The sequence below is a fragment of the Geoglobus acetivorans genome, assembly GCF_000789255.1.
In the GTDB taxonomy this organism is placed as follows: domain Archaea; phylum Halobacteriota; class Archaeoglobi; order Archaeoglobales; family Archaeoglobaceae; genus Geoglobus; species Geoglobus acetivorans_B.
On sequence record NZ_CP009552.1, the window covers coordinates 1279587 to 1293582 of the forward strand.

11 protein-coding genes are annotated in these 13996 nt (G+C 47.5%); 1 reads left to right on the plus strand and 10 read right to left on the minus strand.

The genetic code is table 11. The features are described from left to right. Positions 1-253 precede the first annotated feature (253 nt). From GACE_RS11815 to GACE_RS07605, 6 genes are all read right to left on the minus strand, one after another. Positions 254-2839, minus strand: a complete 2586-nt coding sequence (locus GACE_RS11815; RefSeq protein ID WP_048092436.1) for a PGF-CTERM sorting domain-containing protein — start codon at positions 2837-2839, stop codon at positions 254-256. Positions 2840-3210: 371 nt separating this feature from the next. Beyond that, positions 3211-3633 carry a hypothetical protein gene (locus tag GACE_RS07585; protein WP_048092437.1) on the minus strand — a complete coding sequence of 141 codons (423 nt, stop codon included), beginning with the start codon at positions 3631-3633 and terminating at the stop codon, positions 3211-3213. Between the two features lie 256 nt (positions 3634-3889). Further along, positions 3890-5146 carry a hypothetical protein gene (locus GACE_RS07590; protein WP_148305950.1) on the minus strand — a complete coding sequence of 419 codons (1257 nt, stop codon included), beginning with the start codon at positions 5144-5146 and terminating at the stop codon, positions 3890-3892. A gap of 117 nt (positions 5147-5263) precedes the next feature. Beyond that, positions 5264-6700 carry a pyruvate carboxylase subunit B gene (locus GACE_RS07595; RefSeq protein ID WP_048092440.1) on the minus strand — a complete coding sequence of 479 codons (1437 nt, stop codon included), beginning with the start codon at positions 6698-6700 and terminating at the stop codon, positions 5264-5266. Between the two features lie 38 nt (positions 6701-6738). After that, positions 6739-8025 carry an RNA-guided endonuclease InsQ/TnpB family protein gene (locus GACE_RS07600; protein WP_048092442.1) on the minus strand — a complete coding sequence of 429 codons (1287 nt, stop codon included), beginning with the start codon at positions 8023-8025 and terminating at the stop codon, positions 6739-6741. A 142-nt stretch (positions 8026-8167) separates the two neighbouring features. Beyond that, the gene (locus GACE_RS07605) at positions 8168-9520 is read right to left on the minus strand and encodes a bifunctional hydroxymethylpyrimidine kinase/phosphomethylpyrimidine kinase (RefSeq protein ID WP_048092443.1); all 1353 of its coding nucleotides are present in this window, start codon (positions 9518-9520) and stop codon (positions 8168-8170) included. Positions 9521-9560: 40 nt separating this feature from the next. On the opposite strand from GACE_RS07605, the gene GACE_RS07610 reads away from it, so the two are divergent. Next, positions 9561-9887 (plus strand): dihydroneopterin aldolase family protein, encoded by a 327-nt coding sequence (locus tag GACE_RS07610; protein ID WP_048092445.1) that lies wholly within the window; start codon positions 9561-9563, stop codon positions 9885-9887. Here the strand turns inward: GACE_RS07610 and GACE_RS07615 are convergent. The 4 genes from GACE_RS07615 to surE all read right to left on the minus strand — a co-directional run bounded on the left by GACE_RS07615 (position 9868) and on the right by surE (position 13778). Continuing rightward, complete coding sequence (locus GACE_RS07615) at positions 9868-10149, minus strand: hypothetical protein (protein ID WP_048092447.1); 282 nt, start codon at positions 10147-10149, stop codon at positions 9868-9870. The genes GACE_RS07610 and GACE_RS07615 overlap by 20 nt on opposite strands. Beyond that, positions 10146-12134: a methionine--tRNA ligase gene (gene metG, locus GACE_RS07620; RefSeq protein WP_048092448.1), complete on the minus strand. Its 1989-nt coding sequence runs from the start codon at positions 12132-12134 to the stop codon at positions 10146-10148. The genes GACE_RS07615 and metG overlap by 4 nt, the downstream gene beginning before the upstream one ends. A 209-nt stretch (positions 12135-12343) precedes the next feature. Further along, positions 12344-13012, minus strand: a complete 669-nt coding sequence (gene rpiA / locus GACE_RS07625) for a ribose-5-phosphate isomerase RpiA (protein ID WP_048092449.1) — start codon at positions 13010-13012, stop codon at positions 12344-12346. Then, positions 13005-13778, minus strand: a complete 774-nt coding sequence (gene surE, locus GACE_RS07630) for a 5'/3'-nucleotidase SurE (RefSeq protein ID WP_048092450.1) — start codon at positions 13776-13778, stop codon at positions 13005-13007. The genes rpiA and surE overlap by 8 nt, the downstream gene beginning before the upstream one ends. Positions 13779-13996: the final 218 nt, after the last annotated feature.

Consider the following 13996-nt stretch of genomic DNA (forward strand, 5'->3'; position numbering starts at 1 on the left):
TGAACTGATAATCCACAAAAAAGACCATTATGGATAGTCTCGAAGAAGAACCCGTTCCGGAGAGGGTCAAAAAATCCACATCAGCGAAATTTCACATTTAGAGGCAAATAGCCACTTACATACATAAAACCCTTGAAAGAGTTATGCCCACACAATACAGACCTAAAAGCGCATTGAGAATGAACGTACCGCAGAACAAAACCTGTTTGATAATTCAGGTCTCAAAATAAAAGAAAAAATTGAAAGATTGGGTTTACTGTCTTCTCCTCAGCAGGTATGCCACTGCGAGCAGACCTGCAACGGCGAAGACTGCCTCAAAGCCTGGTCCCTGCTTCTTCTCTTCGGTTGGTGTTGGTTTCGGAGTTTCTTCCTTGGTCGGTGTCTCTACAGGTGTTGGGGTCTTCTCAGGTGTTGGTGTCTTGGTTGGTGTTGGTGTTGCAGTTGGTGTAGGCGTTGCGGTTGGTGTCGGGGTTGGTGTCGGGGTTTCTTCCGGTGTCGGGGTTGGCGTTGGTGTGAGCTCCTTCACGACCTTGACTTCATATGGTCCGAAGAGGAGGTCATCTGCGAAGCCGATCTGCTTGGCAGTTGAGTCTGTTGGATCAAGGCTGTAGAACTTCTGCAGGTTATCTGCAGAGTTGTTTCCGGTAGTCATCGTATCTCTCACGTAGACAGTGTAGGTTCCAAAGTCAAGCCCGTATGTCTGGAAGATTGCCACAGCAGTTCCGTTCTCATCCACGATTGGATTCTGAGAGTAGACCTGGTTCGGAGTTTCGAGGAACACCCAGATTCCATCATAGTCCTCTGCTCTGTTTGTAGAGATTGTCACAACAATCTCATCGCCCTTGAGAACTTCACCAGGAATGGAGACATCAATTTCTGGGTTGACGACATTGACAACGATGGATCTCGTCTCCACTACTGTGCTTCCCCTAAGGAGCGACACAGTCAGTGTGTATGTTCCGGTAGCAAGCATCTTGTCGCCATTTGAGTCCATCTCAAGAGTGGCGCTGTTTATCTTACCGTAGAGAGTTATTTCGTAAACTCCAGCCTCACCAGTTGTTTCATCTTCATCAACATAACCATTGGCACTAAGATCGGTTGACACTCCGTTGCCTGAGAAGGTTACACTGAGGTTGCCGAAGTCAGTACCCGGAACATTCGCCTTTACGGTGACAGTGGTACTGCCGCCCCTAACAAGCGAAACTTCAGTTGGAACGTCAGTGAAGGATATGTCGATGATTGTAACATACAGGACATCCTGTGGGTCTTTCACTGGATCGATCTCAGATGTGTTGGCAGGTGCGAAGAAGTACACAGTGTATGTGCCGAGCTGAGCGTTTGGCTCAACATCAAGAGTTACCGAGTCATCGGTTGTGTTCAGAGTGGCAGTATCTGTGAACTTTGTTGTAAGGCTCGGGATCTTCTTAACACCCTTGAAAACGCCGTCCTTTGAAGCATAGATGAACACCTTAGCATTTGCAGTCTTGGTGATGTTAACGTCAAGCGAGTCACCAATGAGGACAGTAGCAGAGCTTACTGAGACTGAAACACCCTGTCTTACGACTTTCAGGGAGAAGCTGCTTGAAACGTCGTAGCCAACTGCAGTTACCGTGATTGTGTACGTTCTCAGATCAGCAGTCGTTGGAATGTCGAAGGAGAAGCTGAACTTACCTTCGGCGTCAACATAAGCGGTCTGGTCTGATGTCAGTCCGCTTGTGTTGAGTCTTACCTCAACACCTTCTGGGAGGTTGGTCGACCCATCAATGGAGACAGAATCTCCTCTTGGCGCAGTTGTCTTGTCAGGCGTGATTGTCAGGCTTGGATCGACAACATCAATGCTTACTTCAACCGTCTTATTGATTGTGCCAGTGGTGTTCACAGTCACACTCAATGTGTAGGTACCAGTTACCCATGCAAGGCCTGGGCTAAGAGTTATCGTGGCACCACCATCTGAAACATCAACAGTTCCTGAAGTTGAATTTGTACCCGAGAATGTGTAGCTAATCTTGTTATCTCCGTTAATGTCTGCAGCAGTGCCGGTGTCTGCAGCATTTGTTTTGATTGTAACATCAATGCTTGCACCTCTTGCAACCTCACTCGCCTCAGGTGTGACCTCAAGGGTCAGCGAGGCGATTCTGAACACATAGTTCACAGTCTTGGTAGAACCATCAGATGCATTTACCCTAACATGCAGGGTGTAAGATGCATCAAGCGTCTTGTTGGGGAACACAGACGTGTTAATGGCAATATCACTGAACTTGACAGCATAGTTATTCGGCTCGCTTGCATAGGCGTTGTTGCTGAGGTTGAAGTAGATAATACTGTCACTGTAAGTGGTATCATTGAAGTAGATACCATTGGTGCCATTCGTAAATGGACCGGTAACCCATGCAGTTATGTCCGAGACGTCATAATGGTAGTACGTTGCCAGATCGAATGTGAGTGCATCACCGTCGGCAACCTCCGTGCTGCCAAGCGTTACAACAACGTATGGTTCGCCCATTGTAACGTTGACGGTAACATTCGCCACTTCAACATCAGTTTCGTTTGTAAGCCTGAAGAGATACTTTCCAGGATACCAGCCTTTCGCATCAGTATCATAAGACCTCACATAGGTCCCAGTCGTGCTGAAAACCTCGAGCGTCTCTGATGTACCTGTTCCGAGGTTTTTAACAGTCAAGGTATAAATGCCTGTCTGATTGATGACGATGTTGAGTTCCACTGGGTCTCCATAGAGAACATCCTTGTTTGTTGCATCAACGGAAACTGCACTCGCTGTAGCCATTGCCATCAGTAGAACCGCTAATACCGCTATTCCTATTTTCCATACCTTACTCATACTTTCTCTACCTCCTTTTTACAAACCTGCTTTTCCTTTCAGGTATATATAGTCTGCTATCGACTGGCGGCGAAGCTAAGCTCGACATCACCGCTCCGCCGCCACCTTTTTTTATTACACCATTTCCATATTTAAACCTTTTGCTATTTTTTTACAGGAAAAGGGTTAAAACTTGTAATCAGTTATGGCCATGGATTGGTGGCCGGGTTGTGATGATGGATTGGAAGTTGCACAATCACCGCCGCACACAACATCCATCCACAGTGTCCCGGAACCATGTGCAATGTTCCGTGTGCTTGGGACAGAGAGAAGATATATATTACATTATAGTCCATTAAAAATTAAAGACCGGGAGAAAATGACATGACAGGTCACGTTTCCTTGGCAACAACATAAACCGTGTATTTACCAGGCTGAGCATCATCGTCCATACTTATGTGAATGTTGATCTCCACCTCTGCTGGACTGTTCTCACTCCCCGCTGGAATCACAAGCCTGTTGGAAGAGGTGATTGCATTTCCATAGATGTCGTGAACACTGACATCCACCGCTTTCGGGTCGGGACCTTCTACAACGAAATCAAAGTAAATGCTCTTCTCATCGCCGTAATTCTTTATCTTAAGATTTTTCACGTATCTGGCTCCACCACATATCTCCGCCGAAAAGGACTGCTGCGACAGCTCTATCTGACTCTCCTGGACTTCAATATTCCCCTCCACGGTGAAGTAATAGATGGATGCGGCCGTTACTCCGAGCAACAATACCAGCAGTGCAGGTAACAAAATCTTCTTCATGCACGCTCAGGAAATGCTAATAAATAAAAAAATTTCGAAATTTAGTTTTTGTTAAAACATCAATCGATAGGATACCTGTAAACACGCAAAACCGAAAGAACTGAAAAACTCTCACAATCGTTTTGGATTGCAGAACAACCGGCTCTTCATGGAAAAAGGCCTCTGCAGAAAAACGTGGAAGCCGGGAGCGAAATTGCCGGGATCAGACCAGCTCCACCATAATAGCTGTGGAAAAAGTGAAAAAACTGGAACGAAACTATTTCAGCTCGTCCCACTTTCTTTTTTTCATGTACTTTTTAAAGCCTTTATAACCGGCAAAGCCAGCAGCGATTAGGACTACTGCACCCCCTCCATACATCAGAATTCTCCCGCTGTTCTCGCTGAGCCATCCAGAGATACCTGAAAACCACTCACCAATCTGCTCCGAAATCGATGGGCCTTCTGGCTGAGGTGTGGGCGTTGCAGCTGGGGTTGAGGTGGGCGTCTCCTCTACGGGAAGCTGAGAAATCAGAGAGTTGATTGCATCAATCTCCATGTCTACGTCGGTCTTTACCTTCTCGAGGGTTGTTTCAGCGTCATCGTAAAGGTTGTTGCTGAGATAATCATCAGCCTGTGAGAGCCTGGCCTTCAGGTCAGAATAGCTCCTCTTGAATTCCTCCAGCTTTATCTCGTAATCAAGGGTTTGCTCTCCCCTGGATTTCAACTGCTGAATCCTTATCTCAAGTCCAGTCATTTTCTCAAGCATGATATCGAGCTTCTGAGACACCACATCTCTCAAAAGCTCCACTTCAACTTTTCTAAGCATATTCTGGGCTTCATTTAGGAGGTTTTCCGCCTCTCCGAGAGTTGTATTCGCATCACCGTACTTTCCATTGCTGAAATAATCCTTACCCTCGTCCAGCTTGGCCTTTGCGGAGTTCAGTTTTGATTTTATTTCTCCCACCTTCGCACCTCTGTCCTCGAGACTTGACGCCTTGCCCTCAAGCTCCGAATACCTGTTTTCAAGCTGCTGGATGTAGGAATTAAAAAGCCCCTTGTTAACGACCTTTATCACAACCGGTGGAACGGCATTACTCTCAGCATCCTGGATGTCAATACCAAGCACAACCACGTTCTGAATTCTCGAATTCACCTCCGGAACAGTACCGGAGACCTCAACCTTTATTCTGTCCAGCCCGAAATCCCAGTCACCCACATCCGCTTTGACATAACTCCCTCCCTGCTGAGTTATCGCCCCACCGTCCTTGTACTCGACCATCACCCTAATCAGAGAATTTTCAAGAGAGGTGTTAAACTCGTAAATCCTGCCATCAATCAGCTCCGCATCATCACTGGTTTTCGGTTCGATTGTTAAATTGAAAGAGATTGCATCGCCGGGAAAATAATAATCTTTCAGCTTCGGCTCTATTACCGGTTCGGCAAAATTGTCCTTGGTTATTGTCTCAGCAGCCAGTACCGGGGTTACAGTAATCAGTACTGCCAGCAATAACATGACAATCAACGCTGACCTCATTGCATTTACCTCCCTGCCTTCAAACAGCAGGGCATTAAATAAATTTTTCCGGTTAAAATTTAACACAGAAAACGCATGAAGTAACCAGCAGGAATTCAAAAATATGGGAAAAGGGTATTACTCTCCGATTTTCACCCTGTACTTCCTTCCCTCAATCTCGACCTCGTACTCACCCCTAACCTCGCCTGCCGGAGCCGGGAATGCCTCCTCGCTGACCTCCCCTTTCAGGAACTTCAGTCCCGTTACAGGGAAAAGTGTGTAGATCAGCACATCCTCGTCGCTCGGATTCTCCACCCCGGCCTCGATCAGCTCCTGCCTCCTCTTTTCAAACTCGGGTTCAAGTAAATCGGCCGGCCTTGAGGTGATGGGTTTCTCATCCCCGAGTATCAGTTTGATTATCTCCTCACTTATCGGTGCGGGTGTCCTTCCGTACATTCCCCTTACGAGGTCCTTGGTTTCCTTGGTAACCATCTTGTACCTGCCGAACAGAACATTCAGCACTGCCTGCACACCAACTATCTGGCTCGTTGGGGTTACAAGGGGCGGATAGCCGAGGTCGGCCTGAACCCTCGGCACCTCCTCAAGAACCTCCTCAAGCCTGTCGAGAGCATTCTGCTCCTCGAGCTGGGAGAGCATGTTCGAAAACATCCCTCCCGGAATCTGATATTTCAGCACCCTCGTGTCCGGAACCGTTGAAAGCATCTTTATATATCCTGCATACTTTTCCCTCAGCTCGAGCAGGTGTTTTCTCATCTCCATGAGAACGTCCATGTTGACTCCCGTTTTGAAACCAAGCTCCTCGAGGGCGTAAACAAGAGATTCCGTAGGGGGATGTGATGTCCCGCAGGCCCATGGAGACATGGCTGTGTCGATCATGTCCGCTCCAGCCTCAGCAGCCTTCAGCATGGTCATCGTCCCCATCCCGCTCGTGTAATGTGAGTGCACGTTAACAGGCAGGCCAACCTCCTTCTTCAAAGCCTTCACGAGATCGTAAATCGCTTTCGGAGAGAGCATTCCAGCCATGTCCTTTATCACTATTGAATCAACCTCAAGCTCAGCAAGCTCTTTGGCAGTCTCAACATATTTTTCGAGAGTGTGGACAGGTGAAATCACGTAGCAGATCGATCCCTGGATGTGCTCCGCCCCGTACTTTCTGGCGGCTTTTATTGAGGTTTCAAGGTTTCTGACATCGTTCAGGGCATCGAATATCCTGAAGAACGAAATTCCATTCTCAACCGCCTTCTGAACGAATTTATCAACAACATCGTCAGAATAATGTCTGTAACCAACGAGATTCTGCCCTCTCAGAAGCATCTGACAGTGTGTGTCCTTAACGTATTTCCTGACCGTCCTGATCCTCTCCCAGGGATTCTCGTTCAGAAATCGATGCATCACATCAAACGTGGCTCCTCCCCACATCTCTATGCTGTAAAAGCCCGCTTCATCAACAAGCTCGAGAATCGGGATCATATCTCTTGTTCTCATCCTTGTTGCCGCAAGCGACTGGTGTCCGTCTCTCAGAGACAGATCGATAATCTTAACTTCCTGCACCATATTCCTTACCTCCACGTGAGTTTCGCAGAGCGTAATTATTAACCTTTACGATTTGTTACAGTGAACTGCCTCGCCCTAACGGACAGGGCTTCGTGAGGAGTTTGGTTGCCAAAACTGGCAACCCTTATCCTCACTGGCGGGTTCACGCCGCCACTACTCCCTATCCTTACGGATTCGGGAGCTACTTTTTTTAGTATGTTTAGAGCACCGTTAACGTCAGCATTCAAGACGCTACCACATTCTCCGCAAACGTATAATCCTCTATGCTTTCTGTTGTTTCTGTTTATGTCTCCGCAGACTGAACAGGTTTGTGATGTGTAGGCTTCATTTACCTCGATATAGTTTATCCCGTAATACTCGCACTTTGTCTTAAGCTTCTGCTTGAACAATCCATAAGGGATGTATTGAAAGTTTTGATTGTTTATTCTGCCGAGATTAATGTTCTGCTTAATGTCCTTAAGCTCTCCTATCACTACATTCCCGATTCTGTTGCTTAGACAGTATTTGACGATGTGGCTTACAGCCTGATTCATGAAGTTGTTTATCACATTCTTTCTTTTCCTCAGCAACCACGCAATCTTCCTTCCCATTTTAATTCCCTGCTTGTCGTAAATAGACTGCAACTTAGCATTCTCCCTGTTCCACCAGCGGTTGAAAGATTTCAAACCCCTCCCTTCAATGATGAAGGGGGTCCCGCCGGTGGAGATACAGGTGGCGAAGTTACCCAATCCAAGGTCAATCGCTAAATACTGACCGTAGTCCAAATCCACCCTCTCAGGTTCTACATCATACACATACTCAATCTCAAACCACAAGGCTTTGTAACGAGGAAGTATTCTCACTTCCTTAATCTTTTTACCAACAACAGTTGAGGGAAGCTTAAACTCCAAATACCGAATGCCAAACTCCTTAGCAAAGTTTCTGCCAAGGGAGAGTCTAATCTTGTTTCCAATAACCTTGAACATATCCTTCTGAAAAATGCAGACAAAATATCCATCCTTGGGTAAGTATCCCGGCATCGATACTGGACGATTGAAATTTCCCTTTTTCCTCTCGTTGAGAACATGAAAGAATGAACGCATATTTCTGTCGACGACTTTCATTGTCTGCTGTGCCACTTGCGATGGGAGTAGCTGATAGTTCTCATTGTGCTTGACCAAGTGGTAAGCTTGCTCGTACGGAAGGTATTTTCCATTGTTGAAGTAGTACTGTCTCACCGTGTAAAGAGTGAAGTTGTAGAGGTTTTTGGAGAGTCGGGTGAGTATTCTGAGAATTTTGTAGGTTCTCCTGTCGCATCTGATGTGGTTCTTCTGGGTTAGATACATCTTATTATCTTTTATATAGAAATAGGTTTAAATGATTTACCCACCGCCTCCCCTTGCGTATCCCCATCATTTGCGGAAAGATCTTGCAAGCAATGAGAGGATAAATTTTTGGATAACAAAGAGTATTAAACATTAATACGGCTTAATACCCCTCCAGAATTGCCTCAAGCATCTCAACAAGCTCTACGGGGCTTTTTGCAAAAATCAGAATCATCGGTTCTTTTCCGAAATCTCCGAGATGGTATATCACATCGGGCCTTCTGCCTGATTTCTCGATTGCGGTTTGTATTCCCCATGGAATGGTCGCACCTTCTCTCCGCTTTACATCCTCTGGCTCATCTCTCCGATCATAGCTGGCCAGCTTTAGGCCTGCGTTCCTGAGTCTCTCCATCAGCCTTTCATCATATCTCACATTTATCACAGCCCTGTATTCGGGAAAATGCTGCATGTAGGCAATCAAAGCTCTCGAAAGATGCCTTGAAGCTCCGAACTCAAAGCCTGCCGGAATTGCAAGCCTGTTCTTGCCCCTGACAATTCTTCCATCCAGAGAGAGAACATCATCCACGCTTTTGAGATACCTGAAGGGCATCGCATACGCAATGTTCATCCCGACCTCGGGGACGATTTTGGTGGCGTTTTCAATCCTTGAGAGCCTTTCAACAGCCTGCCTCATCTCACCGAGCATCTCGAAGGCCAGTGATTTCCTCTCCATAATCGCCACGGGATTGACTGAATCGCATCCCCTTCCCGCTTTTGCAGAGTATCTTATGCCGAAATCAAGCATCTCCTTTGCTCTCTCAACCGCCTTAACCAGACCTAGGCCAAGAGCCAAGCCCGCTGCAATGCCAGCCGAGAGCGAACATCCGGTGCCGTGATAGCAGCCTTCAACCCTCTGGCTCTCGAACTCGTAAATTTTTCCTCTGTAATAGAGAACGTCTTTTGCCACGGGAGAATTCAGATGCCCTCCCTTGACCAGCACAGCCTCACACCCAAATTCACCGCTGATGAATTCTGCAGCATCCATCATCTCCTCCACATTCCTGACCTCTCTTTCAGCAAGAACTCTCACCTCATCGAGATTGGGAGTCACGCACATGCTTTCGGGAATGAGCTTTCTCTTCAGCGCCTCTATCGCACCCTTCTCGAGCAAACTCGCCCCGCTCTTTGCAATCATCACCGGATCCAGGACAAGCGGGAACCCGTATTCCTTCACAGCCCCGGTCACGCTCTGGATAACCTCCACATTTCCCAGCATCCCTGTTTTTCCGGCATCGATGCCTGAATCCTCAGCCACAGCCCGAATCTGATCGTAAACAAGCTTTCCTGGAAGTACAAGCGAGTTGCTAACTCCAAAAGTGTTCTGAGCAGTTACTGCAGTTATCGCAGTCGTTCCATACACACCAAAAGCGGAAAAGGTTTTCAGATCAGCCTGAATTCCCGCCCCCCCAATCGAATCACTTCCCGCAATTGATATCGCCACCCTGACATTTCTCATACAGCGAAAATGTGAAAAGGAGAAGATAACATTTTCCTGCATGAAAGAGATTGCTGCATTCGAGGCGGGAATAAAGCTTGGTGCCCTTTTCCATCAGTTCATTGGCGCTCCGGTTAGCCACGACAACGCTGAAATTCTTGCAAGAGCTATGGAAAGCTGCATGAAGCTTCAGCCCTACGTCGCTGAGGCGGAGGTCAGCATAGACAGGGAAAAGCTTGAAGCTGAACTTTCGGGTTTCGGTTACTGCTCGCTGAGCCCCGAAATGCTGAGGGCGAGGGTAAAAGTCAGAATCAGCGAAGTGGAGGTTGAGGCGGTACTGGAATGGGATGAAGAAAAAAACTACCCGCTCATGAAGCTGGTTCGCTGAACTCTATTTCCATGTAGTCCTTCTCGAGAAATATGGCATTTATTCTCCTGGCCAGCTCAAACCTTATTCTTTCATTCACCCTCTCTGACTCGAAGCCGAGATTTGAGTATATGAAGGCATAGAGAAGCTGGGAGTTGCTGAAAAAGAGTGCCGGAAACCCGGACTCGAGATATGCATTCAGACCACCGTCTCCCAGCCTCTGCCTGTAACCCCTCTCCTCGAGCCATTTTCTGAAGTCGTCGATGCTTGCCTTCAGCCTCATTTCACCTTCGCCCCCGGTTTCACTGGCTTTTCCGGCTCAAGCAGCACGGCTTTTCCGTTCACGTCTGCTGCAAGGACCATGCCGTTGCTCTCGACACCCATGAGCTTTGCTGGCTTTATGTTGACAAGCACCACCACAGGCCTGTCCTTCAGCTCGTCCTCACTGTAGCTTTCAGCGATTCCCGCAACAATCTGCCTGACCTCGCTGCCTATATCGACCTCGAGCCTCATCAGCTTTTTGCTGCCCTTGATTCTCTCGGCCTTCAGGATTCTGCCCACCCTTATGTCCAGTTTTGCAAACTCTTCAATGCCCACTCTCTCTACATCTGGCTCTTTCTTTTCTTCACCGCCTTTACCGCTGATCCTTTCGAGCATCCTGTGTTCAAGCTCCTCGATCATCCTGTCATCAATTTTGGTAAACGGTGCTCTGGGTTTATTCACCTTTATCACCTCAGGAATCTCGAGAACCGAGTCAATCCTGACATTATTGAGATCCAGCCCGATGCTTTCAGCGACCTTGCCCATTGCTCTCGGCAGGACAGGATATGCAAGAACTGCCAGAGCCCTCACTATTGCGAGTGAGGAGGCAATGACTCTCTCGGCCTCATCTTTATTCTCTTTAACAAGTTCCCAGGGCTTTGAAGTCTGGAAGTAAACGTTGCCAAACCCTGCAAGCTCCATAAAAGCGTCGCTTGCCTCTTTGAACTCCCACTCATCAATGGCTTTCCGTATTTTCTCCGTAGCGAGCCTTATCTGCTCCAGAACGTCCCCATCCAGCTCGTTCATCCTCACTTCGCCGAAGTTCTTCCAGGCAAAGTGGAGAACCCTGTAGATGAAGTTGCCGAGAGTTGCGATCAGCTCGTTGTTCACCTTGTCCCTGAAAACATGCCAGGAGAAATTCAGGTCTTTCTGATGAGAGGTGTAATTAACGATATAGTACCTCAGATAATCGGGACTCAGGCCTGAGGCGAGGTAATCCTCCTCAACCCAGACCACATACCCTCTGCTCTTAGAGAACTTCTTACCCTCAACCTTGACCATCCCGCTGGCGATGACTGCACTGGGCAGAGCGTAGCCAGCACCTTTCAGCATCGCAGGCCAGAATATGCAGTGGTGGTAAACGATGTCCAGCCCGATGAAATGCACTATTTCAGCTTTCCCGTCAAGCCAGATCTCCTTCCAGTCCTTTCCGAGTTTCTCGCATGCCTTTTCAGTGAAGCTTATGTAGCCTATCGGGGCATCAACCCACACGTAAACAACCAGATTCTCGTCGCCCGGAAATCTCACACCCCATTCCAGGTTCCTCGTTATGCACCAGTCCTTCAGTTCCTTGTTGATCCACTCTCTCGCATAGTTCAGGGCGTTTTCTGTACCTCTGAGATTCACAATGAAATCCTTCAGAAAGTCTGAGAAGGCTGTGAGCCTGAAATAATAGTGCTTCTGCTTTTTGAAAATCGCCGGTGTGCCGCAAATCTTGCATTTCGGCTGGAGGATTTCTCCAGGCTCAAGGTGTCTGCCGCATCCCTGGTCGCACTCATCTCCCCTTGCAACAGCCCCGCAGTAGGGACACACTCCCTCCACATACCTGTCAGGCAGAAATCTGTCGCATTTCGGGCAGTATGCCAGCTCAATTTCTCTGGGATAGATATAACCGTTATCCAGGAGCGTTCTCACAATCTCTCTCGTTCTCTCGTGGTGGTAATCGCTGTCAGTCCTCCCATAATAATCGAACTCCACATCAAGAGCCTCGAAGATTTTCTGAAAGTGTTCGTGATAAACATCGACAAGCTCTCCCGGACTCAATCCCTGCTGTTCAGCATTGACAACAATCGGAGTGCCATGACTGTCGCTCCCGCAAACAAAGACAACATCCTCCCCTTTAAGCCTCTGATACCTCACATACACATCAGCAGGAATATAAGTCCTCAGATGACCTATGTGGGCTTTTCCGTTAGCGTAAGGCAGACCACATGTCACAAGTTTCATGGTTGTGGAAAGATTTGAGGGGTTTAATTTACTTTTTCATTTTCAGAACTCCAGCCACTTCCCCATTTCCAACTCAATTATTCTTGGATAATACTCCATAAATTATAGAGTTATTCTGGGACATCTATGCATTTCCAACTGCAATTCAGCACTGTAAAAAACTCCTAAGGAACTCTCAAAAATTGTTAAAAAACAGAAAAGCCGGAAAACTACCTCTTTAGCACTTCTGCACCATTGCTCCTCCCGACGATCACTCCATCCACCATTTCAGCCAAAAATATCCCGTTCTCAACAATTCCCGGAATTCTCAGTAACCTCTCGAGCTCTCCCGGATTCTCGATTACTCCGGCATCAACATCAGCGATTATATTGCCGTTGTCAGATATTACGGGTCTGAGCTTGCCTTTACCCTCTCTAAGTTTGAGCAAACATCCCATTTCACCGATCTTCCGCTTAACAAACCCGTAGGCAAATTCCAGAATCTCGACCGGTACCGGCATGTTCAACCTTTCAGCCATCTTGGACTCGTCAACAATCACGTAGAACTTCCTTGATGCTGAAGCCACAATCTTTTCTCTTGTCAATGCTCCACCACCGCCTTTTATAAGGTTGAAATCCCTGTCAACCTGATCTGCCCCATCTATGCAGATGTCCGGCTCAGGGTATTCGAGCAGGCTCGCAGTCCTTATTCCGTGTTCCACGGCAAGCACGTGGGAGTCAATTGACGACGGTACCACAACAACATCCAGCCCTTCCCCCACCTTTTCAGCCAGCATCTCCACAAAAACCCTGACTGTCGTTCCACTGCCCAGGCCGATCACCATCCCGTCCTCAACAAACTCAATCGCCTTTTTAGCGCAGTTAACCTTCTCAATCATCGAACCACCTCTCAAGTTCGCCAAAATCAATTTTCGAGGTCATGTCAAGGGTCAGGGGAGTTATCGAAACGTAACCCTTCCTGATTGCATTAAGGTCCGTTCCATCCTCCGCATCTTCCTCCTCCTCACCATCAATCCAGAAGTATTTCCTGCCCCTTGGGTCAAACCTGACGTCAATTCTTGTCCGGTAAAGCCTTCTTGCGAGCTTTGTAAACCTGTATCTGCCGTTCCACCTTTCAGGCACGTTCACGTTCAGCAGATCCACGCCCTCGGGCAAACCCTTCTCCAGCACCATCTTCGCAAGCTTCTCAAGCACCATGCTGGCGTTCGAGAAATCCACAGGAGCGAAAAATGATTCGAATTTGAAGGCGTCTCTCATCTCCAAACTTACTGCCATCGCCTTGCTTCCCTGAGTGGCGGCCTCCAGAGCAGCCCCAACAGTCCCGGAAGTTGTGACAGCCTCGGTCGAAAGATTTTCTCCAAGATTTATACCAGAGACGGTTAGATCCGGAACATCTCCAATGATTTCATGAATGCCGATTATGACAGCGTCTGTTGGTGTGCCGTCAACGGCATAAATCTTAATGCCATCAATTCTCACCTCGCTCACCCTTATGGGTTCCATTATGGAGATGCTCCTGCCAACTCCACTTTTCTGAACAGCAGGAGTTACAGCATAGACTTCCCCGAATTTACTCAACGCCCGGTAACTCGCTTTTAGCCCGGGAGAGTAAAGTCCATCGTCGTTGGTTAGAAGAATTTTCATTGAGTTTGGGTATTTCAGCAGCTATATATTATTATCTCCCGGCGCACGACCAATTATATCGATAAAATTTTATTTTCTACGGTAGATTAAACAACGTTGACAAAAAAATTATATTCAATTCTCGCATAGATAATAATTGAAGTCCGGCAAATGATGAGTATAATAATATCAGCGAGTACGGGACGGCGCACCCGTACATGACAGATTCGGTGAAAGGT